The organism is Streptomyces sp. NPDC058576 (genome assembly GCF_042718715.1).
In the GTDB taxonomy this organism is placed as follows: Bacteria; Actinomycetota; Actinomycetes; order Streptomycetales; family Streptomycetaceae; genus Streptomyces.
The window spans coordinates 42,704-67,081 of sequence record NZ_JBHXPF010000042.1 but is presented as its reverse complement, the minus strand read 5'-3'; the positions used below and the strand labels follow the sequence as shown (position 1 = coordinate 67,081).

Annotated in this window: 24 protein-coding genes and 6 tRNA genes; 11 read left to right on the top strand and 19 right to left on the bottom strand. The window is 72.8% G+C overall.

Annotation, left to right across the window (positions count from 1 at the left end; translation table 11 throughout):
• Positions 1-106: 106 nt before the first annotated feature.
• Positions 107-178, bottom strand: a tRNA-Val gene (locus ACFWRV_RS25905).
• Between the two features lie 54 nt (positions 179-232).
• Positions 233-688 carry a TIGR02611 family protein gene (locus ACFWRV_RS25900; protein ID WP_384338132.1) on the bottom strand — a complete coding sequence of 152 codons (456 nt, stop codon included), beginning with the start codon at positions 686-688 and terminating at the stop codon, positions 233-235.
• 200 nt (positions 689-888) lie between these two features.
• Here ACFWRV_RS25900 and ACFWRV_RS25895 point away from each other — a divergent pair, with 200 nt between their 5' ends.
• Together ACFWRV_RS25895 and ACFWRV_RS25890 are read left to right on the top strand one after the other, a co-directional pair.
• The gene (locus tag ACFWRV_RS25895; protein ID WP_003959770.1) at positions 889-1,302 is read left to right on the top strand and encodes an SsgA family sporulation/cell division regulator; all 414 of its coding nucleotides are present in this window, start codon (positions 889-891) and stop codon (positions 1,300-1,302) included.
• Positions 1,303-1,571: 269 nt separating this feature from the next.
• Positions 1,572-2,168, top strand: a complete 597-nt coding sequence (locus tag ACFWRV_RS25890) for a CGNR zinc finger domain-containing protein (RefSeq protein ID WP_384338131.1) — start codon at positions 1,572-1,574, stop codon at positions 2,166-2,168.
• 39 nt (positions 2,169-2,207) lie between these two features.
• Here ACFWRV_RS25890 and ACFWRV_RS25885 read toward each other — a convergent pair whose 3' ends face one another.
• Both ACFWRV_RS25885 and ACFWRV_RS25880 read right to left on the bottom strand, forming a co-directional pair.
• On the bottom strand, positions 2,208-2,363 hold the full coding sequence (locus ACFWRV_RS25885; RefSeq protein ID WP_384338130.1) for a hypothetical protein: 156 nt from the start codon (positions 2,361-2,363) through the stop codon (positions 2,208-2,210).
• A 166-nt stretch (positions 2,364-2,529) separates the two neighbouring features.
• Positions 2,530-3,009, bottom strand: a complete 480-nt coding sequence (locus ACFWRV_RS25880) for a hypothetical protein (protein ID WP_384338129.1) — start codon at positions 3,007-3,009, stop codon at positions 2,530-2,532.
• A gap of 167 nt (positions 3,010-3,176) precedes the next feature.
• Between ACFWRV_RS25880 and ACFWRV_RS25875 the strand changes: the two genes are divergently transcribed.
• Positions 3,177-3,695 (top strand): DsbA family protein, encoded by a 519-nt coding sequence (locus ACFWRV_RS25875; RefSeq protein ID WP_384338128.1) that lies wholly within the window; start codon positions 3,177-3,179, stop codon positions 3,693-3,695.
• 31 nt (positions 3,696-3,726) lie between these two features.
• On the opposite strand, the gene ACFWRV_RS25870 is transcribed toward ACFWRV_RS25875, so the two are convergent.
• The 3 genes from ACFWRV_RS25870 to ACFWRV_RS25860 form a co-directional block, all read right to left on the bottom strand.
• Positions 3,727-4,563, bottom strand: coding sequence for a GNAT family N-acetyltransferase (locus ACFWRV_RS25870; protein WP_384338127.1), 837 nt, complete (start codon positions 4,561-4,563; stop codon positions 3,727-3,729).
• A 124-nt stretch (positions 4,564-4,687) separates the two neighbouring features.
• Complete coding sequence (locus ACFWRV_RS25865; protein ID WP_384338126.1) at positions 4,688-5,509, bottom strand: aminotransferase class IV; 822 nt, start codon at positions 5,507-5,509, stop codon at positions 4,688-4,690.
• Entirely contained in the window at positions 5,506-6,564 is a 1,059-nt protein-coding gene (locus ACFWRV_RS25860; RefSeq protein ID WP_384338125.1) for a chorismate-binding protein, read from the bottom strand. The genes ACFWRV_RS25865 and ACFWRV_RS25860 overlap by 4 nt, the downstream gene beginning before the upstream one ends.
• A gap of 157 nt (positions 6,565-6,721) precedes the next feature.
• Here ACFWRV_RS25860 and ACFWRV_RS25855 point away from each other — a divergent pair.
• The 5 genes from ACFWRV_RS25855 to ACFWRV_RS25835 all read left to right on the top strand — a co-directional run bounded on the left by ACFWRV_RS25855 (position 6,722) and on the right by ACFWRV_RS25835 (position 7,194).
• A tRNA-Gly gene (locus ACFWRV_RS25855) sits at positions 6,722-6,794 on the top strand.
• 38 nt (positions 6,795-6,832) lie between these two features.
• Positions 6,833-6,906: transfer RNA gene (locus ACFWRV_RS25850), tRNA-Cys, on the top strand.
• Position 6,907: 1 nt separating this feature from the next.
• Positions 6,908-6,979: transfer RNA gene (locus ACFWRV_RS25845), tRNA-Val, on the top strand.
• 36 nt (positions 6,980-7,015) lie between these two features.
• Positions 7,016-7,087: transfer RNA gene (locus tag ACFWRV_RS25840), tRNA-Val, on the top strand.
• A 32-nt stretch (positions 7,088-7,119) separates the two neighbouring features.
• Positions 7,120-7,194, top strand: a tRNA-Val gene (locus ACFWRV_RS25835).
• Positions 7,195-7,298: 104 nt separating this feature from the next.
• Here the strand turns inward: ACFWRV_RS25835 and ACFWRV_RS25830 are convergent.
• From ACFWRV_RS25830 to ACFWRV_RS25820, 3 genes are all read right to left on the bottom strand, one after another.
• Positions 7,299-7,601 (bottom strand): zf-TFIIB domain-containing protein, encoded by a 303-nt coding sequence (locus tag ACFWRV_RS25830; protein WP_003970303.1) that lies wholly within the window; start codon positions 7,599-7,601, stop codon positions 7,299-7,301.
• A gap of 65 nt (positions 7,602-7,666) precedes the next feature.
• On the bottom strand, positions 7,667-8,629 hold the full coding sequence (locus ACFWRV_RS25825) for a phosphotransferase (protein WP_384338124.1): 963 nt from the start codon (positions 8,627-8,629) through the stop codon (positions 7,667-7,669).
• 250 nt (positions 8,630-8,879) lie between these two features.
• Complete coding sequence (locus tag ACFWRV_RS25820; RefSeq protein ID WP_384338123.1) at positions 8,880-9,086, bottom strand: hypothetical protein; 207 nt, start codon at positions 9,084-9,086, stop codon at positions 8,880-8,882.
• Positions 9,087-9,703: 617 nt separating this feature from the next.
• Between ACFWRV_RS25820 and ACFWRV_RS25815 the strand changes: the two genes are divergently transcribed.
• A complete protein-coding gene (locus ACFWRV_RS25815) occupies positions 9,704-11,089 on the top strand; it encodes a protein kinase (protein ID WP_384338122.1) in 1,386 nt (461 codons plus the stop codon).
• Between the two features lie 45 nt (positions 11,090-11,134).
• Here ACFWRV_RS25815 and ACFWRV_RS25810 read toward each other — a convergent pair whose 3' ends face one another.
• The 8 genes from ACFWRV_RS25810 to ACFWRV_RS25775 form a co-directional block, all read right to left on the bottom strand.
• The gene (locus ACFWRV_RS25810; RefSeq protein WP_384338121.1) at positions 11,135-11,953 is read right to left on the bottom strand and encodes a TrmH family RNA methyltransferase; all 819 of its coding nucleotides are present in this window, start codon (positions 11,951-11,953) and stop codon (positions 11,135-11,137) included.
• Positions 11,954-12,044: 91 nt separating this feature from the next.
• Entirely contained in the window at positions 12,045-13,328 is a 1,284-nt protein-coding gene (gene cobA, locus ACFWRV_RS25805) for a uroporphyrinogen-III C-methyltransferase (RefSeq protein ID WP_384338120.1), read from the bottom strand.
• A gap of 240 nt (positions 13,329-13,568) precedes the next feature.
• On the bottom strand, positions 13,569-17,171 hold the full coding sequence (gene cobT / locus ACFWRV_RS25800) for a nicotinate-nucleotide--dimethylbenzimidazole phosphoribosyltransferase (protein WP_384338119.1): 3,603 nt from the start codon (positions 17,169-17,171) through the stop codon (positions 13,569-13,571).
• Positions 17,172-17,504: 333 nt separating this feature from the next.
• A complete protein-coding gene (gene cbiE, locus ACFWRV_RS25795; protein ID WP_384338118.1) occupies positions 17,505-18,743 on the bottom strand; it encodes a precorrin-6y C5,15-methyltransferase (decarboxylating) subunit CbiE in 1,239 nt (412 codons plus the stop codon).
• A gap of 108 nt (positions 18,744-18,851) precedes the next feature.
• A complete protein-coding gene (locus tag ACFWRV_RS25790) occupies positions 18,852-19,538 on the bottom strand; it encodes a GNAT family N-acetyltransferase (RefSeq protein WP_384338117.1) in 687 nt (228 codons plus the stop codon).
• A 101-nt stretch (positions 19,539-19,639) separates the two neighbouring features.
• Entirely contained in the window at positions 19,640-20,506 is an 867-nt protein-coding gene (locus tag ACFWRV_RS25785; protein ID WP_384338116.1) for a MetQ/NlpA family ABC transporter substrate-binding protein, read from the bottom strand.
• 122 nt (positions 20,507-20,628) lie between these two features.
• Positions 20,629-21,300 (bottom strand): methionine ABC transporter permease, encoded by a 672-nt coding sequence (locus ACFWRV_RS25780; RefSeq protein ID WP_384338115.1) that lies wholly within the window; start codon positions 21,298-21,300, stop codon positions 20,629-20,631.
• On the bottom strand, positions 21,297-22,376 hold the full coding sequence (locus ACFWRV_RS25775; RefSeq protein ID WP_384338114.1) for a methionine ABC transporter ATP-binding protein: 1,080 nt from the start codon (positions 22,374-22,376) through the stop codon (positions 21,297-21,299). The genes ACFWRV_RS25780 and ACFWRV_RS25775 overlap by 4 nt, the downstream gene beginning before the upstream one ends.
• Positions 22,377-22,978: 602 nt before the next feature.
• Between ACFWRV_RS25775 and ACFWRV_RS25770 the strand changes: the two genes are divergently transcribed.
• Positions 22,979-23,338 carry a hypothetical protein gene (locus tag ACFWRV_RS25770; protein WP_382773667.1) on the top strand — a complete coding sequence of 120 codons (360 nt, stop codon included), beginning with the start codon at positions 22,979-22,981 and terminating at the stop codon, positions 23,336-23,338.
• A 1-nt stretch (position 23,339) separates the two neighbouring features.
• Positions 23,340-23,780 carry a hypothetical protein gene (locus tag ACFWRV_RS25765; RefSeq protein ID WP_384338113.1) on the top strand — a complete coding sequence of 147 codons (441 nt, stop codon included), beginning with the start codon at positions 23,340-23,342 and terminating at the stop codon, positions 23,778-23,780.
• A 73-nt stretch (positions 23,781-23,853) separates the two neighbouring features.
• Here the strand turns inward: ACFWRV_RS25765 and ACFWRV_RS25760 are convergent, their stop codons facing one another.
• A complete protein-coding gene (locus ACFWRV_RS25760; RefSeq protein ID WP_384338112.1) occupies positions 23,854-24,357 on the bottom strand; it encodes a GNAT family N-acetyltransferase in 504 nt (167 codons plus the stop codon).
• Between the last annotated feature and the right edge of the window lie 21 nt (positions 24,358-24,378).

Sequence of the window (24,378 nt, the reverse complement as noted above, 5' to 3'; positions counted from 1 at the left end):
GCGGCGGGTCCGCGCCCCCCCTTACCACGGGCCCCCCGCCCCGGCGGGAGCGGTCAACGCAGAAGGCCCGGGAGACGGATTCCGTCTCCCGGGCCCTCTGTCCGGGTGGGCGATACTGGGTTCGAACCAGTGACCTCTTCGGTGTGAACGAAGCGCTCTCCCACTGAGCTAATCGCCCGGGCGCACCGCAAACATTACCCCATGTCAGCGGTGCTCCTGGACCGTCCCCCGGCTACTCGCTGATCTTCCACGGCATGGTGAGCCCGAACTTCCAGACGTAGATCCCGACCAGCACCGCCATGATCACGAGCCCCACCGTGGTGAGGATGATGTTGCGCCGCCGGACCTTGGGATCGAGGGCCCGCTGCGCCGCCTCGGTGACCTTGCGCTTGGTCCAGCGCAGCACCAGCTGGGCCCAGACGAACTCGGTCGCCCAGATCGCCATGCCGCCGAAGATCACCAGCCAGCCGGGGCCGGGCAGCACCAGCATGAGCACACCCGCGATCACTACGCCGAGGCCGACGACGAAGACGCCGACCTGCCAACTCAGGTGGAGCGCTTTCGACGCCTTGATGAAGCCCGGCGCCCGCGAGCCCAGCTCACGTTCCTCCCGGTCCGATTCCCCCGTGGCGGATGCCGGAGGCGCCTGCTCGGCAACCCTGTTCCGCTCGTCACTCTCCGCGTTCATGAACCCAACTTACCCGACCCGCTCCGGTCATACTTTCGTCACTGGAATGGACGCATGACTCAAAGTTACACGCCGCTGTGCGAGGGACCCGAAGCATCACAAATGGGTCAGAGGGGTTTACAACGCCACCGTAGGTGGCATGTCGATTTCGCCGACGTGCGAATCCCCGAGCGCACACTGAGCGAAAGGCCCTGGCGCTTATGAACACCACGGTCAGCTGCGAGCTGCACCTGCGCCTCGTTGTGTCGAGCGAGTCCTCACTGCCTGTACCCGCGGGCCTGCGGTATGACACGGCCGATCCCTATGCCGTGCACGCCACCTTCCACACCGGAGCGGAGGAGACGGTCGAGTGGGTATTCGCCCGTGACCTCCTTGCCGAGGGGCTGCACCGGCCCACCGGCACCGGAGACGTCCGCGTCTGGCCATCTCGTAGTCACGGTCAAGGCGTCGTATGCATCGCCCTGAGCTCCCCAGAGGGAGAAGCCCTGCTCGAAGCCCCGGCGCGGGCCCTGGAGTCGTTCCTGAAGAGGACCGACGCCGCGGTTCCGCCCGGCACCGAGCATCGCCACTTCGATCTCGACACGGAGCTCTCCCACATCCTGGCCGAGAGCTGAGCCAGGCAGAGAGCCGCAGGGCGCCGTCCGACTCGGGGCGACGGCGTCGTGACGACAACCGCATAGGGCAGACACCGGCGCCGTCGTCGCGGAATCCACCGCGACGACGGCGCCGGTGCGCTCGCCGCCCCCTCCGACTCCTCCCGGGCGCCGGAGGGGTCCGTTCCACTCCCGGGCGGGCCCGCACCGGCCCCGGTGCCGGGGAACCGAGCCAGTAGAGTCAGCCGCCATCGGCAGGCGCCCGCCCGCCGGAGGCCAGGGAGCGAAGCGTGCTGATCCCTCACGACACCCGGATCGCCCTCGACACGGTGGTCGATCTGGTGAACACCGCACCGGAGAGCGAGCCGCCGCGGGACGACCCCGCGGACGGACTCGTGGGCGGACCCGAGGACGGTCTCGCCGACATCGCCGCGCTGTACGCCTTCGCCGAGCGCCACCTCATCAGCGGGGTCGGCACGCTCGGCGAGCGGGACCTGACCGCCGTACGCGACGTCCGGGCCCGTTTCGCCGAGGTCTTTGCGGCGCCCGACCCCCGCACCGCCGCCGACCTGGTCAACGGGCTCGTCGCGGCGGCCGGGACCACCCCGCAGCTCACCGACCACGACGGCTACGACTGGCACGTGCACTACTTCGCACCGGACGCCTCGATCGCCGACCATCTGGCGGCCGACTGCGGCATGGCGCTGGCCTTCATCATCGTGGCGGGCGAGCAGGAGCGGCTGCGGCGCTGCGAGGCGCCGGACTGCGGGCACGCGTTCGTCGACCTGTCGCGCAACCGCTCCCGCCGCTACTGCTCCAGCCGTACGTGCGGCAACCGGCTCCACGTCGCGGCGTACCGGGCCCGGCGCAAGGAAGCCGCGGGCTGACGCCGACGCCGGCGTCGCCCCGCACGGTGGCGCGGCGCGTCACAGCATGAAGAGATCGTGCAGGGCGGCCATCAGCAGCAGGCCCCCGATCACCGTCAGGAAGATCATCAGGGGCGGCTGGGAAAGCGCGAAGAGACAGCCGCGGGGCTCTTCGGCGGGGCGTGCGGGGGCTTCGCCCCGGGAAGTGTCCACCATCTCGGTGTGATCATGACGCACCCGCGGGCGGGTTCGCGCTCAACCGGGGTCAATCCCGCGGGAGTTCACCGTCCCGTGGCCATCGATAATCGCTCCGGCGTACGGGTCGCCGTCAGGCATTCGGACCGAGGGCCCACGCGCCCGGGCACGCAGGGCGGCCGGAGCCTCAGATGCCGTGCTTCTTGAGGATCGCCTCGATGTCGCTGAAGTCGTCGCCGGACGCGGCGGCCTCCTGCTTCTTCTTCGGCTTCGGCTGCGACTGCGGCTGCGCGGTCGCGGCCGTGGGTCCGGCCGCACCACCGGCGCCGAGCGAGGGGGCCGAGGCAGCCGGGGCGACGGCCTCGTTGCGCCCGGCCGCCCGCGCGGCCTTGCGTTCCGCCCGGGTGGTGCCGCTGCGGCGCTCGATGGCGCGGGTGGTCATGAACAGCAGCCAGGAGAGGCCGAGCGCCCCGAAGCCGAGCCAGACGCTCGGCTTGAAGGCGATCCCGGCGACCCACTCGACGACCCCGGTCAGCACGAGCCCGATCGGGACCAGGGAGTAGGCGGCGATCCTCGTCGCCGTGAGGAACCGCTTGCGGTACGCGGTCACCGCGGCGATGCCCAGGCCGGCCGCCGACACCGCGGAACAGATGGTCTCGGCAATCATCACGGCCTCCAGGCGCAGGGGGTACGTCCCTTCCATCCTGCACCGGCGACCGCCCTCGGGGCCACGGCGGCGGTCCACCTCAGGGACATTTCAGGGCCGGGCTCCTCCCCAGGGGGCGGCCCGGGTCCCGGTTGGGTCGCCCCCGTCCGGCCTGAAAGACTGGGCGCATGAGCGATTCCACCTCCGCGTCACCGGTCGTCGTCGACCTCTGGTGCGATCTCGAATGCCCCGACTGCCACCGAGCCCTCGACGATGTGCGCGCCGTGCGCGCCCGGTACGGGGACCGCGTCGAGTTCCGGCTGCGGCACTTCCCGCTGGACAAGCACCAGCACGCCTACGCCGCGGCCCAGGCCGCCGAGGAGGCCGTCGAGCAGGGCCAGGGCTGGCCCTACATCGAGGCCCTGCTGTCCCGAACCGATGACCTCGGCCGCACGGGCGAGCCGGTACTCCTCGACGTGGCACGCGAACTGGGTCTGGACGCCGAGGAGTTCGACACAGCGCTGATCGACGGCCGGCATCTGCTGATCGTCGACGCCGACCATGCGGAGGGCAAGGCGATCGGCGTCACCGGCACGCCCACCTATGTGATCGGCGACGAGCGGCTGGACGGCGGCAAGAGCCAGGACGGGCTGCGCGAGCGGATCGAGGAGATCGTCGACCGGACCCTGGCCACGCGGGACCGGTAGCCCCGGTACCGGCCGGTGGACCGGCGGGGCGTCACAGCGCCTTGGCCAGGTTGTACCGTGTCGTCGTGTAGCCGAGGGACTCGTACAGCCGCAGGGCCGGGGTGTTGGAGGCGAAGACGTGCAGGCCGAGCCGGTCCGCGCGCCAGGCACGCGTGACGTCCTCGGCAAGGAGCATCAGCGCCCGGCCGTGGCCCCGGCCCCGGTGCTCCTCGCGCACCTCGACGTCGAAGACGAATCCGGCCGTGCCGCCCGGCTCCGGCTCCCGCAGCGCCACCCACACATGGCCGACGACCTCGTCGGCCTGCACCAGCACCTGGAAGCGCACCCCCTCGGTCGCCAGTCCGTCCGGCAGGTGGGTGGCGTGGTCGGTCTCGGACTTGAGCCGGGCCTGCTCGGGCGCCACGCCGCGGTCGATCCAGCGCTGTGCGTACGCCAGCACGGCGTTCTGCCGCCACTGGGCGAACTCCTCCTCGCTCATCGCGCGCGAGGTGAGGCCCGCGGGCAGCGGTGCGGTGTCCGGGCCGAGCTCCTTGACCATGTTGCGGCTGCGCTCGGTGTAGCCGAGGGCGGCCGCGAGGCGTCGGGCCGGGTCGTTGTCGGCGGGGACGTCCACCCGTACCCGGGTGCAGCCCCACCCCCGCAGCACCTCCTCGGCGGCGAGCGCGGCGATGGTGCCCCGGCCGCGCCTGCGCCGGGACTCCTCCACGGCGAGGGAGCCGAGCACCCCGGCGGTCGGGCCGAACGCGTCGTCGGTGCTGATCGCGACGGAGCCGACGGGCCGCCCGTTGTCGCACACGTCGTAGTGGCGGGACCGCGCGCCGTCGGCGCCCTGCTGAAGCGGCCCGGACGGCCGGAGTGTCGTGGTCATCAAGGGTTTGTATCCCCTGGACGACCCTGCGTCACGCGTATTTCCGGGCCGCCGGGCCCTCCTGGGGTCTTTCGTTCGGATCAGGTCGGACCCCGCGAGCCCGGCCTGATCCGAACGAGAGGCCCTAGGGGTCGAGGTCGTCGCCCGACCGCTCGGCGAAGATCCGCATCGCCTTCGCCGTCACCGGTCCGGTCTCCGGCGTCAGCTCGCGGTCGTCGACCCGGTGCACCGCCTGGACGTCGCGGAGCGTCGAGGTCAGGAACACCTCGTCGGCCTCGGCCAGCACGTCCATCGGCAGGTCGGTCTCCTCGGCCCCGGTCCACTCCACGGTCAGCGCGCGGGTGATCCCGGCGAGACAGCCGGAGGCGACCGGCGGGGTGTGGATGCGGCCGTCCAGGACGACGAACACGTTGGAGCCGGTGCCTTCGCAGAGGCGGTCGGCGGTGTTGGGGAACAGCGCCTCGGACGCGCCCCGTTCCCGCGCCCGGGCCAGGGCGACGACGTTCTCTGCGTACGAGGTGGTCTTGAGGCCGGTGAGCGCGCCGCGTTCGTTGCGCGTCCAGGGGACGGTGACGACCGCTGTGCTGTCCGGGCGGCGGCTCACCCCGTCGAGGGCGACGACCAGGCTCGGCCCGTCAGTGCCCCGGTCCGAGCCGAGCGGCGACAGCCCGCCGGTGTACGTGACCCGCAGCCGTCCCAGGGCGACGGGGTTGGCGTCGATGACCGCGGCGACGGCGCGACGGACCTCGTCGTGGTCCGGTTCGGGCAGGCCGAGGCCCCGGGCGGACCGGGTGAGACGGTCGAGGTGCCGGGTCAGCGCGAAGGGGCGCCCCTCGCTCGTACGCACCGTCTCGAAGATGCCGTCGCCCACGGTCAGCCCGTGGTCCAGCACCGACAGCCGGGCGTCGTCGGCGTCCCGCAGTCCGCCGTTGACCCAGATCCTCATATCGCGGCCCTTCCTGTCTCCAGATACGCACCCGACGCTACAGCGAGCAGCCGGGAAGCCTTGAGTTCGGTCTCGTCCCATTCGCGCTCCGGGTCGGATCCCCAGGTGATCCCGGCGCCGGTCCCGAACCGCAGCAGCGCCGCGGGCCCGGTCCGGTCGATCCAGAACGTCCGTATGCCGACCGCGAGGGAGGCCGTGCCCCGGTCGGCGTCGACCCAGCCGATCGCCCCGCAGTAGGGCCCGCGCGGGCCCCGTTCCAGCTCGGCGATGATCCGCAGCGCGCTGGACTTCGGGGCTCCGGTGACCGAGCCGGGCGGAAAGGCCGCCGCGAACAGCTCCGGCCAGCCCGCCCCGTCGGCCAGCCGGCCCCGGACCGTGGAGACGAGGTGGACGAGGCCCGGGTGCTTCTCGACCACGCAGAGATCGGGCACGCTCACACTTCCGGTGGCGCAGACCCGGCCCAGGTCGTTGCGGACCAGGTCCACGATCATCACGTTCTCGGCGTGGTCCTTCTCCAGCAGATCGTCCTCGGTCCGGCCGGTGCCCTTGATCGGCCCGGACTCCACGGTCCGCCCGTCGCGCCGGAGGAAGAGCTCAGGAGAGGCGGTGGCGACTTCTACGCCGTGGCCGGGCAGCCGGATCGTTCCCGCGTGGGGGGCGGGGTTGCCGCGGGCCAGCAGGGAGGTCAGGGCGTCGACGTCGGCGCCGGCCCCGCCGCCGGGCAGAGGCGCGGACAGCACCCGGCAGAGGTTGGCCTGGTAGACGTCGCCGGCCGCGATGTGTTCACGGATCCGCCGTACGCCCGCCGTGTAGGCGTCACGGTCCAGCGAGGATGTCCAGTCCCCGGTGGCGGGCCCGCGCCAGGCTCCGGGCACGGGCGGGGGCACCGTTTCCCTGCGTACGTCGGAGAAGCGGGCGCAGACGGTGCGGCCTTCGAAATCGGCGGATACCGCCCAGAAACCGGACGAGTCGAGAGCTGCGGGATCGTGGGTCACATCCTGCAGGCCGGAGGCTATGAGGCCGTCGAAACGGGCCAAGGGGGCGAGGTCGGACACGCGAATGAGTCTAGGACGGTGTGCGGTGACCTGCGTCGGAGCGAGGACCGGGCCGGGGTCTGCCCAGCACGCTGCACAAACGCGTTTTTGTACTGGCCCAGGAATCCGCTAGAGTTCAACACGTCGCCGGGACGCGCAAGCGGGCCGGGAAAGACAAGCGGACGTAGCTCAGTTGGTAGAGCGCAACCTTGCCAAGGTTGAGGTCGCCAGTTCGAACCTGGTCGTCCGCTCGCAGAAGGTGGGGGATTCTTCCCGAGCTCCCATCCCTGGTGGAGTGGCCGAGAGGCGAGGCAACGGCCTGCAAAGCCGTCTACACGGGTTCAAATCCCGTCTCCACCTCCAAGGACGATTAGCTCAGCGGGAGAGCGCTTCCCTGACACGGAAGAGGTCACTGGTTCAATCCCAGTATCGTCCACTGGTCCACAAGGATCATCGGTCCGCAAGGATCCCCGCGCGATTAGCTCAGCGGGAGAGCGCTTCCCTGACACGGAAGAGGTCACTGGTTCAATCCCAGTATCGCGCACGCAGCACACAGCGGTAAACGCAGGTTCACCTGCGCGATTAGCTCAGCGGGAGAGCGCTTCCCTGACACGGAAGAGGTCACTGGTTCAATCCCAGTATCGCGCACCACCGAGAACCCCCGGTCGTCTCCACGACCGGGGGTTCTCTCGTCGTACGGTCCGCCCCCTCCGTGGTCCGGGCGGCACACGGCCTCCCGGACGACGGAGGAACGTTCAGGACGAGAACAGCATCCGGCCGAAGCCCTTCTGGCGGTGGTGGCCGTAGTGCCCGCCGTGCCCGCCGTGCTGCGGCGCACCCCAGGCGGGGGCGTGGGCGGCGGGAGGAGCGGCCGGGTAGGCCTGCGGGGCGGGCGGCGCGGGCGGGGCCTGCTGGGACCACTGGGACTCCAGGCGGGTCAGCGACTCCAGCTCGCCGTAGTCGAGGAATATCCCCCGGCAACCGCTGCACTGCTCGATCTGCACGCCGTTGCGGTTGTACGTGTTCATCGGCGCATGACACTTCGGACACTGCATCATCGGCTCGGCTCCTCGCCCTCGTTGTGCCGTCGCCGGAATGTCTGCCCGGCCACGGTCCGTTCACCCTACGACGCGGGGTCGGCGGCCAACTCGGGCGGCAATGTAGCGATTCGGGCACAGGATTCGATCACCAGCTGTTCGTGTTCGTCCGGATTCCGTTGCTCCGCCGCGCACTTGGCGAGGGCGACGGCCGCCGTCTGCACCGTCAGCGCGCGGGCCGCGACGTCCAGTGCGGGCCAGGGGTCGCCGACGGCGGGAACCGCCGGTCCCCGGGCGGACCGGTAGGCGTCCAGGAAGGCGGACCAGTCGTCGGGGGCGAGGAGTCCGGCCGCGTACCAGGCGGCGGGCCGGCCGAGGTCCCAGGCCGGATCGCCAGCCCCCGCGTCGTCCACGTCGATGAGCAGCCAGGGCCCGTCCGGCATGGGATGGCGGACGAGCTGGCCCAGGTGCAGGTCCCCGTGGCACAGGAAGCGGCTCCGGTGCGCGGGAGCCGGGGCCTCGCCCCGTGCCCACGCGGGCAGGGCCCGCCAGCCGGCCAGCACGGGCAGGACGGCCGCGTCGCCGGGAAGGGCCGCGCGCATCCGGGCGACGGCCCGCGCCGCCTTGGCCGGTCCGCGCATCGGCGGCAGCGGGAACGGGGGCTCCGTCCGGTGGAGGCGGGCCAGCAGATCCGCGGCCTCGGCCCAGGGGGCCGCGTCGGGGTCGGTGGGGTCCACGGGCGTGCCGAGCGGCCAGAGGGAGACCGGGCGGGCGGTGGGCGCGGCAGGCGCCGGGGCGGTGAGCGGCGGGAGCAGGATGCCGGTGAGCTGCGGCGCGGCGGCAAGGGCGATCCGGGCCGCCAGCGCCTCGCGGTCGGTGTCGGCGGCGTGGGCCTTCGCGACGATCGCGCCGCTGCGGACCACGGTGCCGTCGGGCCGGTCCGCCAGGACCTGCGGCGGCTCGCACACGCAACGCGTCCTGGCGGGGTGGGAGAGGCCGTGCGCGAGGGTGCCCAGGTCATGGACCACTGAGGTCTGGGTGGTGGTCAAGGGCTCTCCCGGCGGCGGTCGGCCCGGCCGTGGCACCGGTGCCGCCGTGAGCGTAACGCGAGAGCCGGTCCGGACACCGCAGTGCGCCGGGCGTCGGCCCGGCGGGGAAACACCTGGGCCCGGAAAGCGCGATGCCCGGTCAGCTCCCCAGCTGACCGGACAAACGCTGCCGCCCGCCGCACCCCCGTCCCCACGGGGCTGTTGGCCGGATGTCCGGGTCCGGACCGCTCTTCCGGACCCCGGGCGCCGCTCAGCGCCCCAACATCACCGCCACGGACGACGCCTGTGTGACCACCGCTTCCCAGCCGCCGAAGACGACCACGAGCAGGGCCGCCAGGGGAAGGACCATCGCCGTCGCCACCAAGGGGTGACGGGTGCCGGACGAACGGGCGCCGAACGCGGCGTACGCCTTGCGTCCCTGCATACGGACCATCGCCCGCGTTGCCGTGTCCGACATGGTTCCTCTCCTGACCTGATCGGGAAGCGGCGGGCGTGTGACCTCGGGGGACGAGTGCTGCGCCCGCCGCTTGACCTCAACATTAGGTAAGCGGCGAGCACAGGGCGTCATGCCCGCGTACCTAATCCCGGGCCTCCCGGAGGATGAGCCGTCGTCCATCGGCGTACTCCCCTGGGTGGAGACGGGCCACCGGAGGTTGGGGTCATCCCGGAGGGGACGCCCGGACCTGTCGGGCAGGGATCCGGCAGGGGCCCGCCGACCTCGCGGGCGCGCCGCCGGGTGACTTCACTCACGTCCGCCGCTCCCCGGCGGGCGGCCGTCCGCTCCGGGGGCCACCCGGGACACCGCCACCCCGTGGGCGGGGGCGGCGGTCAGGTCCCTCGTGACGGCCGCGTCCGGGCGTCCCCGCGGTGATCCAATCCCCCTGCCCCGGTGGCCGTTTGAGCGGGCCGGTCGGCCGAGAGGCCCGGATCGGCCGTGCCCTGACTGCTCTTCACCGCTCCCGCCCGGCACGGACAATCGAATCCCCGGTGAGGGCGCGGCCTCTGAGCGCGCCGGGCGCGGGGTACGTAAGCTGTGCCTCGTCAGGCGGACCAGGCAGCGGGGATGGGCAGACGATGGCGATGATGCGGCTCCGGCGCGAGGACCCGCGTCTCGTCGGCTCGTTCCGGCTGCACCGGCGACTCGGCGCGGGCGGCATGGGCGTCGTCTACCTGGGCTCCGACCGGCGCGGGCAGCGGGTCGCGCTCAAGGTGATCCGGCCCGACCTGGCGGAGGATCAGGAGTTCCGTTCGCGGTTCGCGCGCGAGGTGTCGGCGGCCCGGCGGATCCGCGGCGGCTGCACGGCCCGGCTGGTCGCCGCCGATCTGGAGGCGGACCGCCCGTGGTTCGCGACGCAGTACGTGCCCGGCCCCTCGCTGCACGACAAGATCGCCGAGGAGGGCCCGCTGGCCGCGGCCGAGGTCGCCTCGATCGGGGCGGCGCTCTCGGAGGGCCTGGTGGCGGTGCACGAGGCGGGGGTGGTCCACCGCGACCTGAAGCCGTCGAACATCCTCCTCTCCCCCAAGGGCCCGCGCATCATCGACTTCGGCATCGCCTGGTCGACCGGGGCGAGCACCCTCACCCACGTCGGTACGGCGGTGGGGTCCCCCGGATTCCTCGCGCCCGAGCAGGTCCGGGGCGCGGCCGTGACGCCCGCGACGGACGTCTTCTCGCTCGGCGCGACCCTGGCGTACGCGGCAATGGCCGACTCCCCCTTCGGACACGGCAGTTCCGAGGTGATGCTGTACCGCGTGGTGCACGAGGAGGCGCAGCTTCGCGGCGTGCACGACGCGTTGGCCCCGCTGATCAGCGCCTGTCTGGCGAAGGATCCGGAGGAGCGGCCCAGCACGCTGCAACTGTCCATGCGGCTGAAGGAGATCGCTGCCCGCGAGGCACAGGGGCTGCACGAGAGCCGGCCGCCCGCCCCGCGCTCCGCCCAGGACGCCGACCTGCCGACCGGGCGGATGGCCGGTCCGTACGCCGACGAGCACACCCGCCGTTCGGAGGGCCCGTTCGGCTCCCGCTCCCAGTCGGGCAGGCGCGGCGCTTCCGCGCGTTCGGGGCCGCCGCGCACCGGTGGCTCGCGCCCGCAGCAGGCGTCGCGCGACACGACGCGTTCCGGCGGGAAGGCCGGGAAGCGGCAAGGGTCCCCGGCGGGGACGAACGGCCGGCCGGGGACCCGCTCCGGAGGCCGCACGACCTCGGCGGGGCGGCGTCCGGCCAATCCGCGGCTGCTGCGTCAGCGGCTGGTGGTGTTCGTCGTGGTGACGTTGCTGGTGGCGCTGGGCATCGCGGCGGCGCAGGGCTGCCAGGGGCCGGCGCGCGGTCTGGGCGGGAGCGAGCGGCCGGGCGGAGTGTCCCAGGCACAGGAGCGGGCCGATTCCGCGCCGGGCGGTCCCGGTGGCGGCTCCGCCGACCGTTCCGGTGAGGGGCGCGTGGGTCCGAGGACGCTCGCGTCCTGAGGCCCGGGCCGGCCGAGGCTGTGACGCGGCCCGGGCCGTCCGTGCTCAGCTCTCCGGGCGTCCGGTGGCCACCGCGTAGAAGGCGACGGCGGCCGCCGCGCCCACGTTCAGCGAGTCGACGCCGTGCGCCATCGGGATGCGGACCCATGCGTCGGCGGCCATCAGGGCCCTCGTGGACAGCCCGTCGCCCTCCGCCCCGAGCATCAGCGCCACCCGCTCCAACCGGTGCGGGGCCGCCTCGTCGATGCTGGTGGCCTTGGCGTCGGGGGTGAGGGCGAGGAGCCGGAAGCCGGCCTCCCGTACCGTTTCCAGCGACTTGGGCCAGGCTTCGAGCCGGGCGTAGGGGACGGAGAAGACCGCGCCCATGGAGACCTTGACGGAGCGCCGGTAGAGCGGGTCGGCGCAGTCCGGGGAGAGCAGGACGGCGTCCATGCCCAGGGCCGCGGCGCTGCGGAAGATGGCGCCGATGTTGGTGTGGTCGTTCACCGATTCCATGACCACCACCCGGCGCGCGGTCGCGAGCAGTTCGTCGGAGGTCGGCAGCGGCTTGCGCTGCATGGAGGCGAGCGCACCGCGGTGGACGTGATAGCCGGTGACGCGTTCGGCCAGCTCGGGGGCGACGGCGTACACCGGGGCCGGGACCTCGTCGATGACGTCGCGCATGACGTCGACCCACTTGGCCGAGAGCAGCATGGACCGCATCTCGTAGCCGGTCTGCCGGGCGCGGCGGATCACCTTCTCGCCCTCGGCGATGAAGAGGCCTTCGGCGGGTTCGCGCCGTCGTCGCAACTCGACGTCGGTCAGGCCGATGTAGTCGCTCAGCCGGGGGTCGTCGGGGTCGTCGACGGTGATGAGATCTGCCACAGGGTGATACTGCCTTGTCCGGTGTGCGGTGCCAACGCCTGGGAGGGAGTTGCGTAACCGCGGGTTACGGGGCGGGGGGACGTGCCCTTGCCTATTCGGCCGCGTCCTGGACGGGGGCCGGCGCGGAGTCCGGACCGACCGCGACGACCGCGCCGATCACGATCACGGCGGGCGGGCGTACGTCCTCGGCGACCGCGCGCTCGCCGACGTCCGCGAGCGTGGCGTCGACCCGGCGCTGGGCGGCGGTGGTGCCCTCCTGGACGAGGGCGACCGGGGTGGCGGGGTCCTTGCCGTGGGCGATCAGGGCGGCGGCGATGGCGCCGATCTTGTCGACGGCCATCAGCAGGACGAGGGTGCCGCGCAGTCGGGCGATGGCCGCCCAGTCGACCAGCGAGCGCGGGTCCTCGGGGGCGACATGGCCGCTGACCACGGTGAACTCGTGGGCGACGCCCCGGTGGGTGACCGGGATGCCGGCCGCACCGGGGACGGAGATGGTGCTGGAGATGCCGGGGACAATCGTGCAGGGGATGCCCTCGGCGGCGAGCGCCTGGGCCTCTTCCATGCCCCGGCCGAAGACGAACGGGTCGCCGCCCTTGAGCCGGACCACGGACTTGCCCGCCTTGGCGTGCTCGATGAGCGCCTGGTTGATCGCCTCCTGGGCCATGAACCGCCCGTAGGGGATCTTGGCGGCGTCGATGACCTCGACGTGCGGCGGGAGTTCGTCGAGCAGGTCGCGGGGGCCGAGGCGGTCGGCGATGACCACGTCGGCCTCGGCGAGGAGGCGGCGGCCGCGGACGGTGATCAGGTCCGGGTCGCCGGGGCCACCGCCGACGAGTGCGACGCCGGGGGCGTGGTTGCGGTGGTGCGGGGCGGCGATGGTGCCGTCGCGCAGGCCCTCGACGATGGCGTCGCGGAGGGCGGCGGAGTGCCGGGGGTCGCGGCCCTGGGGGGTGGTGTTGAGGACGGCGACGGTGATGTTCTCGATGCGGCCGGTGGCCGGGGTCCAGGCGGTGGCGGCCTCGGCGTCGTCGGCCCGGACGCACCAGGTGCGGGTGCGCTCGGCCTCGGCGGATGCGGCGTCGTTGGCCGTGGTGTCGGAGGAGGCGACCAGGGCGTACCAGGTGTCGGCGAGGTCGCCGTCCTGGTAGCGGCGGCGCTCCCAACGGATCTCCCCCGCGTCCGCCATGGCCTCGACGGAGGGCGTCGCGGAGGGGGAGACCAGGGTGATGACGGCACCGGTGGCGATGAGCTGCGGCAGCCTGCGCTGGGCGACCTGGCCGCCGCCCACGACGACGACGCGGCGGCCGTGCAGGCGCAGTCCTACGGGGTACGCGGGGTGGTCTGCCTGCGCGGCGTGGTCTGCGGGCTCGGCCATGGCGGTACGGCTCCTCGTGCGGGTGCTGCGTTGCGTGCCGCTGCGGCGGTGGAGCGGCTGTGACGTGCGGAAAGTGGGGTCCGGGTGGGGGACACGATACGGGGTGGGGGTGGGTGGGGCCCCGGGGGTGGGGCGGGGCGCCTGCGGCGGGCCTCGCTCCCCCACCCGCCCCCTCCCGAAACCGGGGCTCCGCCCCGGACCCCGCTCCTCAAACCCCCGGAGGGGCTGGAATGGTGAGGGCTACTTCTCCGTCACGCCTGCCGAGTCGAACGTCGCCACCTCGTGCATCGCGCGCGCCGCGCTCTGCACGATCGGGAGTGCCAGCAGCGCGCCGGTGCCCTCGCCCAGGCGGAGGTCGAGGTCGACCAGCGGGCGCAGACCCAGCTTGTTGAGCGCGGCTACATGGCCGGGCTCCGCGCTGCGGTGGCCGGCGATGCAGGCTGCCAGTGCCTCGGGGGCGATGGCGCGGGCGACCAGGGCCGCCGCGCCCGCGCTCACGCCGTCCAGGATCACCGGCGTACGCAGGGAGGCTCCGCCGAGGAGGAAGCCCGCCATCGCCGCGTGCTCCAGGCCGCCGACCGCGGCGAGCACACCGATCGGGTCGGCCGGGTCGGGCTGGTGCAGGTCCAGCGCGCGGCGGACGACGTCGACCTTGCGGGCGTGCATCTCGTCGTTGATGCCGGTCCCCCGGCCGGTCACCTCGGCGGCGTCGCTCCCCGTGTAGACGCAGATCAGCGCGGCCGACGCCGTGGTGTTGGCAATGCCCATCTCGCCGGTGAGCAGGGCCTTGTTGCCCGCCGCCACCAGATCCCGGGCGGTCTCGATGCCCACCTCGATCGCGGCGAGGACCTCTTCGCGGCTGAGCGCGGGGCCCGTGGTGAAGTCCGCCGTACCCGGGCGTACCTTGCGGGGCAGCAGGCCGGGGGTCGCGGGCAGGTCCGTGGCCACGCCGACGTCCACGACGCAGACCTCCGCGCCGACCTGGGCCGCGAAGGCGTTGCAGACGGCTCCGCCGCCGAGGAAGTTCGCCACCATCTGGGCGGTGACCTCCTGCGGCCAGGCGGTGACCCCCTGGGCGTGCACCCCGTGGTCACCGGCGAAGATCGCGACGGCCGCGGGCTCCGGGATCGGCGGCGGGCACATCCGGGAGAGCCCGGACAGCTGGGCGGAGATGATCTCCAGCATGCCGAGCGCGCCGGCGGGCTTCGTCATCCGCTTCTGGCGTTCCCACGCCTCGCCGAGCGCCTTCGCGTCCAGCGGGCGGATCGCGGAGATCGTCTCCTGGAGCAGGTCGTGCGGCTCGGCGCCGGGCAGCGCGCGACGGCCGTACGTCTCCTCGTGGACGACCCAGGACAGCGGGCGGCGCTTGGACCAGCCCGCCTGCATCAGCTCGGGCTCCTCGGGGAACTCGTCGACGTAACCGACGCACAGGTAGGCCACGACCTCCAGGTGCTCGGGCAGGCCCAGCGCGCGGACCATCTCCCGCTCGTCGAAGAAGCTGACCCAGCCGACGCCGAGGCCCTCGGCGCGGGCGGCGAGCCAGAGGTTCTCGACGGCGAGGGCCGAGGAGTACGGCGCCATCTGCGGCTGGGTGTGCCGGCCGAGGGTGTGGCGGCCGCCCCGGGTGGGGTCGGCGGTGACGACGATGTTGACCGGGGTGTCGAGGATCGCCTCGATCTTCAGTTCCTTGAACTGCTTCGCCCGGCCCTTGGGCAGCGACTTGGCGTAGGCGTCGCGCTGGCTCTGGGCCAGTTCGTGCATGGAGCGGCGGGTCTCCGCCGAGCGGATGACGACGAAGTCCCACGGCTGCGAGTGGCCGACGCTCGGCGCGGTGTGCGCCGCCTCCAGCACCCGGAGCAGGACCTCGTGCGGGATCGGGTCGCTGCGGAAGCCGTTGCGGATGTCCCGGCGCTCGCGCATGACCCGCAGCACCGCTTCGCGCTCGGCGTCGTCGTAGCCGGGGGCGGGCGGCGTGAACGACGACTCCGCGGGCTCGGAGGACTCCGAGGACTCATCGGGCCGTGCTGCCGTCGCCGGCTGCCGCGGCACGTCGGACTCGTGCTCCACCTCGGCCTGCGGCTCGGTGTGCTGTGCGTCGGTCGCCTGCGGCTCCGGAAGGAGCTCCGGCGTCTCGATGACCTCGGGGCCGGTGCCGTCCTCCGCGTCGGGCTCGGCCACGTGGGCCGCTTCCGGCGCCGTCGCCGCGACCTCGGGCTCGACAGCGGGCTCGGGGGCGGGGGCCGGGGCGGCTTCCTGCTCCGGCGCGGCTCCTGCCGCTGTGCCCTCGGCCAGGGGCTCGGAGGACTCTACGGGCTCTTCGGCGACGGGCTCCGGCTGAACGGGTTCCGGCTGAACGGGCGCCGCCTGCACGGGGTCGGGCTGTACCGGTTCGGGTGCGAGCGGTGCGGGCACCGGCTCCGCCACGGCGGTCTCCGGAGCCACAAGGGCATCCGGGCTCTCGGTCGCCGCTGCGGCCGGGACCGGCTCGGGGGCCGGTTCGACGGGCCGCTCCTGCCCGGGCTCGGCCACGGGCTCGGCCTGCGCCGCCTGCTCGGCCTGCGCCGCCTGCTCGGGCTGGGCCGACTCCTCGGTCACGGTCGCGGACTGTACGGGGGCCCGGGGTTCCGGAGCCGCGGCTTCCGCCGGGGTGGCCTGTGCCTCGGGCTCGGGGGCCGCGGCGACAGCGGGCTGCGCCTCCGGCGGCTCCGGTGCGGTCACCTCGTGGGCAGCCTGGACGGGTGCTTCCGCCGGCTCGGCCGGGGTCTCCGGCCGAGCCGCCTCCGGCTCCGGCTCCGGCTCCGGGACGAGTCCGGCGGGGGGCGTGGCCACCGCCGCCGGCTCGGGAACGACCGTTTCTGCCGGGACGGCCTGCGGGGACGGCTCGGGCCGCGCATCGGCGGCGGGCTCCACCGGCTGGTCCGGCTGCGCGGCCGGAGCCACCGGGGCGACCGGAGCCACCAGGACCTCATCGGGGGCAGGCACGGCCGCCTGCTCCTCCTGCTGAACCGGCTGGGCCGTCCGAACCTGCTGCTCGGCCGCCGCCTGCTCGATCACGGCGGGCTGCTCCACCGGCTGCTCGGCCACGACAGCCTGCTCCGGCTGCTGAGCCGGCTCGGCGGCCACGGGCTCCGCGACGGCCTGCTCCGGCTCCGGCGGCTGCGCCCCCCACGGGGCGCCGGCCTGCGGCGGGATCTCGCCCAACTGGGGGCCCGGCAGGGTCGAGGGGTCCTCGGCCGGGACGTCGAAGTACTCGGGGCCGGTCGTCGGCGGGCCCGCGTGGCGGGCGGGGGCGGCGGTCCGGGTGGCTTCGGCGGGGCCGCGGTCGGCCAGCGAGCGCACGACGCCGCCCTGCGTACCGCCGTACGACGGGGGCTCGGCGGAGGCGGGCCCCCGGTGCAGGGGGCGGCGGGCGGGGGCGGCTGCCGCGTGCGCGCCGACCGGTGCGGGTGCGGGTGCGGGGAAGCGTACGCCGTTGAGGTCCACGGAGCCGGAGTCGCGGCCGCCGGACTCGTGCGTGCCGTGCGGCTCCACGGGGGCGGGGGCCGCCTGGGCCTGCTGCGCCGGAACCTGCGGCTGGGGCTGCTGCTGGAGACCCTGCTCGGGCACGGGGGGCTGGGCCACGGCGGCCTGCGCCGCGGGCTGGACCTGCGCGGGGGCCGGGGCGGCCTGCGGGTCGCTCCAGGCACCCTGGGAGGTCGGCATCAGCAGAAGGTCGTCGTCCTCGGGGGTGTGCTCGGAGGGGTCGAGGAAGGTGTGCGCGTCCGGGGCGGGGATGCCCGGCTGCTCCACCATGCCTGCGTTCTCCGGCAGTCCCTCGCCCGGGATCTGGCCGGTGTCAGTCATGCGTACCCCTCGCCCATCGTCAGTGCTCCTTCGGCCCTTCGCCCGGGACGCCGAACCACGGCACGCCGGTGCTCGTCAACAAGAACGAGCGGGCTGGCCGCGCGGCACGAAACGCCCGCGGAGCTTCCTATTCTCGCGGCCGTTCGCCGCCGCGACAGGCAGTTCTGCCACGGCTCACTGTGGACTGCGCCACGTTGCGCGTCCCCCGGGTTGTGCCGTACCACAGTGCGGACCAAAACAGTCCACTTTTCCGGACATTGGCAAACGAAGCGACGAACGCCCGGGCGCGGTACAACAATCGGCCAGCCTACCTCCCGTACCGGGCGGAACGGCTCAGGGGGCGAGGTCGGAACGCCCCGCGGAGAGCAGGAACACCACGGACCTCTCGCGCTCGGTCCACACCTCGGTGTCCAGGTCGACGGACTGGAGCAGCGAGCACTCGACGGTGTAACCGTTGCCGGTGAGGGCCGCGCCGAGCGCCTCGGCCTCGTCCCGGTTGGAGGCGTGCGTGACGATGCGTTCCGGCCGCCGGTCCACGACGGCCCGGGCCACCGGCACTCCCCCGCCGCCGATCCGTACGACGTCCGGTTCGGGCAGGCGCTCCAGGATATGCGGGGCGCGGCCGCGGACGACCTGGACGGGGACGCCGAAGGCACGGGCGGCGGCCTCCGTGCGGGCGCAGGCGGCCGGGTCGGCGTCGACGGCCAGGACCGCCGCGCCGAAGCGGGCCGCCTCTACGGCGAGGGCGCCGCTGCCGGAGCCGATGTCCCAGACCAGATCGCCGGTGCGGGGGCCGAGACGGGCGAGCTGGGCGGCGCGCAGGCCGGGGAACTCGCCCTCGCCGGACTCCTGCATCCGCTCGGCCCCGGCGGCCCGGTAGGCCTCGGCGGGCAGGGCCCAGCCGCGTATTCCCTGCGGGTAGGCGGGTTGGCGGCCGGCTATCCAGGCGCCGGCGGGGGTGGTCTCGGGGCCGCCGCCGATGACGATGACGACGTTGGGGTCGCGCCAGGCGTGGTCGGCGGCTTTGTCCGAGGTGAGAACGGTGACGCGCTCGCGGGCGGTGCCGAGTTCCTCGCAGATGACGAAGGTGCGGTGGACTCCGTCGAGGAGGAGGGCCAGTTCGGCGGGGCCCGCGCCCGGTGAGGTGAGGACGGCGACCTTGTGGTGGGCCCGGCAGACGTTGACCGCGCGGCGCAGGGTGCGGGGGTGGGCGACGACGATCTGGGCGTCGTCCCAGGGCATCCCGGCCCGGGCGAAGGCGGTGGCCACGGAGGAGACCGCGGGGACGACCTCGACTTCCAGGCCGTGTTCGCGGGCGCGCAGGGTGCGGACGACGCCGAAGAAGCCGGGGTCGCCGTCGGCGAGGACCACGGCGCTGCCGCGGTGTCCGGCTATGCGACGGGCGGCGAGGTCGATACTGCCGAGGCGGATGCGTTCGGCGTTCGGGGGCACTTCCGGCAGGGCGAGGTGGTGCGCGGCGCCGGCGACGAGCGTGGCGGCCGAGAGCGCGGCCGTGGCCGCTCTGGTCAGTGGCGAGCCGTCCCAGCCGATCACCGTGACCCGGTCGGCCATCGTCGTCTGTCTCCTGGGGTGTCGGAGGAGTGGGGCGTCCACCCGGGTGTGCCGGGCAGGGGTGAGAGTACCTGGTCCGGACCTTGGGCCCGCGGGTGGCCTCGGGCTCTACTTCCAGTCGTTGTACGTGCCGTAGCCGCCGGCGTCCGCGAGCTGCTCGGCGACCCCTTCGAGGTCCTCGGGGAGGAGGCCCCAGACGATCAGGTCGGTGCGGATGTCGGTCCAGCCTCCGTCGGTGCCGTTCTCGGTCCGGGTGCGGGCGATGCGGGCGTTGCGCAGGACGCCCTCGCTGATGCAGCCGAGCTTCTGGGCGACCTGCTGGGATGCGGTGTTGTCGGCGGGGGTGCGCAGCTCGATGCGTTCGAAGCCCTGGTCGCGGAAGAGCCATTCGGCTATGGCGAGCACGGATTCGGTGGCGTACCCCTCGCCGCGGGCCCAGGGGGCGGTGATGTAGCGGACCTCGGTGGAGCGGGTGCGCCAGTCGGTGTTGAGGAGGCGGACGCTGCCGACGAGCCGCTGGGTGAGGAACTCGGTGACGGCGAGGGCGATGCCGTGGCCGCCGGTGCGTTCGGCGGGGGCGATCCTGCGGACCCAGCGTTCGGCGTCGACCTGGGTGTACGGGTTCGGCCCGTCCATCCACGCGGTGACCATCTCGTCGTTCATCATCTCGATGTGCGCGGGGATGTCGGCCATCTCGAAGGGGCGCATCACCAACCTGTCCGTGCTGATGGAGATGGACGGAAAGGTGGTAGTCATGCGCAGCTCCATGCCGAAGACCGGGTAAAGGCACAGCATGCAGCATCGGGTCCGCCTTGTGCATGGGCGGGTCGGCACGACGGAGCCCCGCGCCTCCGGGCGGGAGGTGCGGGGCTCCGTCGGCAAGTGCCGGGCGGGTGTCAGGACTTGGCGGGCGTACCGAAGGACGGGACGATCGAGCCCTGGTAGGTGTCCTCGATGAACTTCTTGACCTCGTCGGAGTTGAGGAGCTTGGCGAGCTTCTCGACGCGCGGGTCCTTCTCGTTGCCGTCCTTGACCGCGACGAAGTTGGCGTACGGGTTGCCCTCGGCCTTCTCCAGGACGATGGAGTCCTTGCCGGGCTTCAGGTCGGCCTCGATGGCGTAGTTGCCGTTGATGACGGCGGCGTCCACGTCGTCCAGGGCGCGGGGCACGGTGGCGGCCTCCAGCTCCTTGAACTCCAGGCCCTTCTTGTCGGTGATGTCGCTCAGCTTGGCGCTGGTGCCGACGCCGTCCTTGAGGGTGATGAGGCCGTTGTCGGCGAGCAGCTGGAGGGCGCGGCCGCCGTTGGTGGTGTCGTTGGGGACGGCTATCGTCTGGCCGGCCTTGATGTCCTTCAGGTCCTTGACCGTCTTGGAGTAGAGGCCGAGCGGCTCCAGGTGCACGTTGACCACCGGGACGATGGTGGTCTTCTGCTTGGCGTTGAAGTCGTCCAGGTAGGGCTTGTGCTGGAAGAAGTTGGCGTCGACCTGGCCGTTCTGGGTGGCGGTGTTCGGCAGGACGTAGTCCGTGAACTCCTTGACCTCCAGCTTCAGGCCTTCCTTGTCCGCCAGGTTCTTCTTGACGAAGTTCAGGATGTCGGCGTGCGGCGTCGGGGACGCGGCGACGACCAGGGCCTTGGAGGTGTCGGCGTTCGCGCCGGTCTCGCCCTTGGATGCCGGGTCGGAGGACGTACCGCAGGCGCTGAGGCCGATCGCGAGGGCGGCGGTGGCGGCGGCAGCTGCGGTGATCTTGATGTTCTTGCGCACGAAAAGTGCCTCTTTCTTGTGGTGGTGCGCCCGGACAAGGAGTTCGGGCTCGGTGGGGACGGAAAGTTCTGGGGCCTGGGGGTGTCTTGCCGTGGACCCGGCCCTCATCGGCAAGACACCCCCTAGGAGGCGGTGCGGCCGCGGCGGGCCAGCAGCCGGCCGGTGAGGTCGCCGATCAGCTGGATCACGGTGACGATGACGATCAGCAGCGCGACGGTGATCAGCATGAACTGGTTGTCGAAGCGCTGGAATCCGTAGGTGACGGCCTTGGAGCCGAGCCCTTCGCCGCCGACCGCGCCGGCCATCGCGGAGTAGCCGATGAGCACGATGAGGGTGGTGGTGACGCCCGAGACGAGCGAGGGCAGGGCCTGCGGGAGGAGCACCTTGCGGACGATGGTGGGGATGGACCCGCCCATCGACTGGACCGCTTCGACGAGCCCGTGGTCGACCTCGCGGATCGCCGTCTCGACGAGCCGGGCGAAGAACGGGATGGCGCCGACGGCGAGCGGCACGATCATCGCGGTGGGGCCGATGAAGGTGCCGACGATCCAGGTGGTGAAGGGGATCAGGGCGATCAGCAGGATGATGAACGGCAGCGAGCGGCCGATGTTCACGATCACGCCGACGACCTTGTTCACCACGGTGTTCTGCAGCAGTCCGCCCTTGTCGGTGAGGACGAGCAGGACGCCGAGCGGCAGTCCGCCGGCGACGGTGACCAGCGCGGACCACAGCACCATGTAGAGGGTGTCGAGGGTGCCCTGGGTCAGCAGGGGCTGCATTTCGGACCAGGTCACTTGACGACCTCCTTGGTGAGCGCGGCGGGCGTCTGCTCCGGTACGGCGGGGGTTGCGGCGGTCGTGGCGGGCTCGGCGTCGACGACCTCGGCCTGGAGGCCCTGTTCGCGCAGGAAGCCGATGGGGACGACGTTCTCCTCGAACCGGCCCGGCAGCTCGATGCGCATCCGGCCGATCTGGTTGCCGCCGACGGTGTCCATCGCGGCGCCGAGGATCGAGATGTCGATGTTGTACGTCCGCGAGAGCTGGGAGATGACCGGCTGGGAGGCCGACTCCCCCTGGAAGGTGACGTCGACGACCGTGCGGTCCGGGCCGGAGGCGGTCCCGCCGACCGGGAACAGCTCGTGGGCCAGTTCGGAGCCGGGGGTGGCGAGGAGTTCGCCGACGGTCCCGGACTCGACGATCCGGCCGCGCCGTATGAGCGCGGCGGAGTCGCAGACGGTCTTGACGACGTCCATCTCGTGGGTGATGAGCAGGACGGTCAGGCCGAGCTGCTGGTTGAGGTCGCGCAGCAGCTGGAGGATGGAGCGGGTGGTCTCGGGGTCGAGCGCGGAGGTCGCCTCGTCCGAGAGCAGCACCTGGGGGTCGCCCGCGAGGGCGCGGGCTATGCCCACGCGCTGCTTCTGGCCGCCGGAGAGCTGACCGGGGTAGGACTTCGCCTTTTCGGCGAGGCCGACCAGGTCGAGCAGTTCCTTGGCCTTGCGGGTGCGTGCCTGGCCGGAGACCCCGAGGATCTCCAGCGGCAGTTCCACGTTGTCCAGGACGGTGCGGGAGTCCAGCAGGTTGAAGTGCTGGAAGACCATGCCGATGCGGGTGCGCGCCCGGCGCAGCTCCGCGCCGGCCCGCCGGCCGCGGCCGGCGAGGGCGGTGAGGTCCTGGCCGGCCACCGTCACGGTGCCGGAGGTGGGGCGTTCCAGGAGGTTGACGCAGCGGATGAGGGAGGACTTGCCGGCGCCGCTCTGTCCGATGACTCCGTACACCTCGCCTTCGCGGACGTGCAGGTCGACGCCGTCGAGTGCGGTGACCTCGCGGTCGCGCGACTGGTAGACCTTCGTGAGGCCCGTCGTGGTGATCACAGGGGGTTTCCGTCACTGTCGAGTGCGCGGCGCGGTGTCCGCCGGGCACGGGGCATTCGTCGAGGAGACTGTTCGGGCTGGTCGGCCGGGTTACGTCTCGGCATGGCTTCAGGCGGCGATCGGCCGGGGAGCAGCGCATGCGCGGGCAGGCTCGTTCGATTGACTGCGAACGGCACAGGCTCGGTCTCGCTTCGGGGCGCGAGGCTCAGGCGGGGGCCCTCAGAAGGCGCGCATTCGACACATACAACGAGCACCGGGCGTGCTGATCGCCTCGGTCGCAAGGGTGCGGCTGCTCGTCGTGGTCATGGGCCAAGTAAAACAGACGTGAGGTCTGCGCGATCCCGGCTGTCCGCATAGCGGACAGTGCTGGATGGGCGGATCCTTCCCTTCCGGTTCCGCCGCCCGGCCTCCGGTGCACCCCTGTGACCTGCAACGACGATGCCCATGCGGAGGCGCGTCCGATGACGGCGCGGCAGCCTGGGAGCGGAATGTCGCCCGCCGGTTGTGGCCAAGGCCACGATCCCGGCGCCCGTGCGCGGGCGGCCTCCGCGGTCGTCGGGGCCGCACGCGGGCGGGCGATCCGTCCGTAATACCCTCGACTCATGCTTGACGCCCTGACGGTCGCGGTCGCCGTGACCGCGCTCGCCCTCGCCGCCTGGTGCGGACATGCCGCCTACCGGGACCAGCCGACGAAGGACTGGCACTTCATCGGGATGGCAATCGTCTCCGTGCTGGCGCTGGCCCAGTTGGTGGTGGGCGTCGTACAGCTGGCGCGCGGGGAGCGGCCGGAGCAGGGGATGGCGGTGTTCATCGCCTATCTGATCGGTTCGTTCGCCGCCGTGCCCGCGGCCGGATTCCTGTCGTTGACCGAGCGGACCCGCTGGGGCTCGGTCACGGTGGCGGCGGGCGCGGTCGTGCTGGCGGTTCTGGAGGTCCGGCTCTATGACATCTGGGGAAACTGACGTGAGCGACACCGACCGCCCCGAGGTGGCCACGGCCCCGAAGCCGCCCTTCGAGCTGGGCACGGGGCCCGGCCGGGTCCTGGTCTGGTTCTACGGGGTGTTCACGGTCGCGGCGGCCTCGCGCACGATCGTCGAGATCGCCCGGGGCTTCGACCGCGCTCCGCTGGCCTACACGCTCTCGGCGGTCGCGGCCGTCGTCTACGGCTTCATCACGTACTCGCTGGTGCGCGGCGGGGAGAAGGCCCGCAAGGCGGCGCTGGTGTGCTGCGCGGCGGAGCTGCTGGGCGTGCTGGTCGTCGGCGCGTGGACGCTGGCCGAGCCGGCCGCGTTCCCGGACTCGACGGTGTGGTCGGACTTCGGGATGGGCTACCTCTTCATCCCGGTGATCCTGCCGGTCACCGGGATGATCTGGCTGCGCCACGCGAGGACGGCTGCGGCCTGAGACCTGACCGTTCCGCCCGGCCGCGCGCGGCCGGGCGGGCGAGCCCGACCTGATCCGGACGACCCGCCCCAGGTCAGGCGCTGGCCACGAAGTCCCGGGCGGCAGCGTCCTTCTCCAGCAGGATCAGCTGTACGCCGTCGGCTCCGGTGACGGCCCCGACCCGGGCGTATCCGGCCCGCCGGTAGAGCCGCAGATTGCCCTCGCTGCGGTGGCCGCTGTGCAGCCGGAAACGGGTCGCCGCCCGCTCGGCGGTCAGCGCCGACTCGGCGGCCAGCAGCAGCCGGGCGCCCAGGCCGTGGCCCTGGAGGCGGGGGTGGACGCAGAGCTTGCCGATCAGTCCCGTGCCGTCGGGGTCGGTGAATCCTCGGACCGTGCCGACGACTTCGTCACCGAGCCGGGCCACGAACACCAGGTCGTCGGCGACTTCGGCGCGCAGCGAGGCGAGGCTCTGGACGAGCGGGTCGATCCGGTAGTTGTCGTACAGCTCCGCCTCGCGCTGGAAGCAGAGGTACTGAAGTCTGAAGATCTGCTCGACGTCCTGTGCCGTCGCCGCCGAGATGGTCACGCTCATGCCCATGTGTGCACGCCTCCCGCTCAC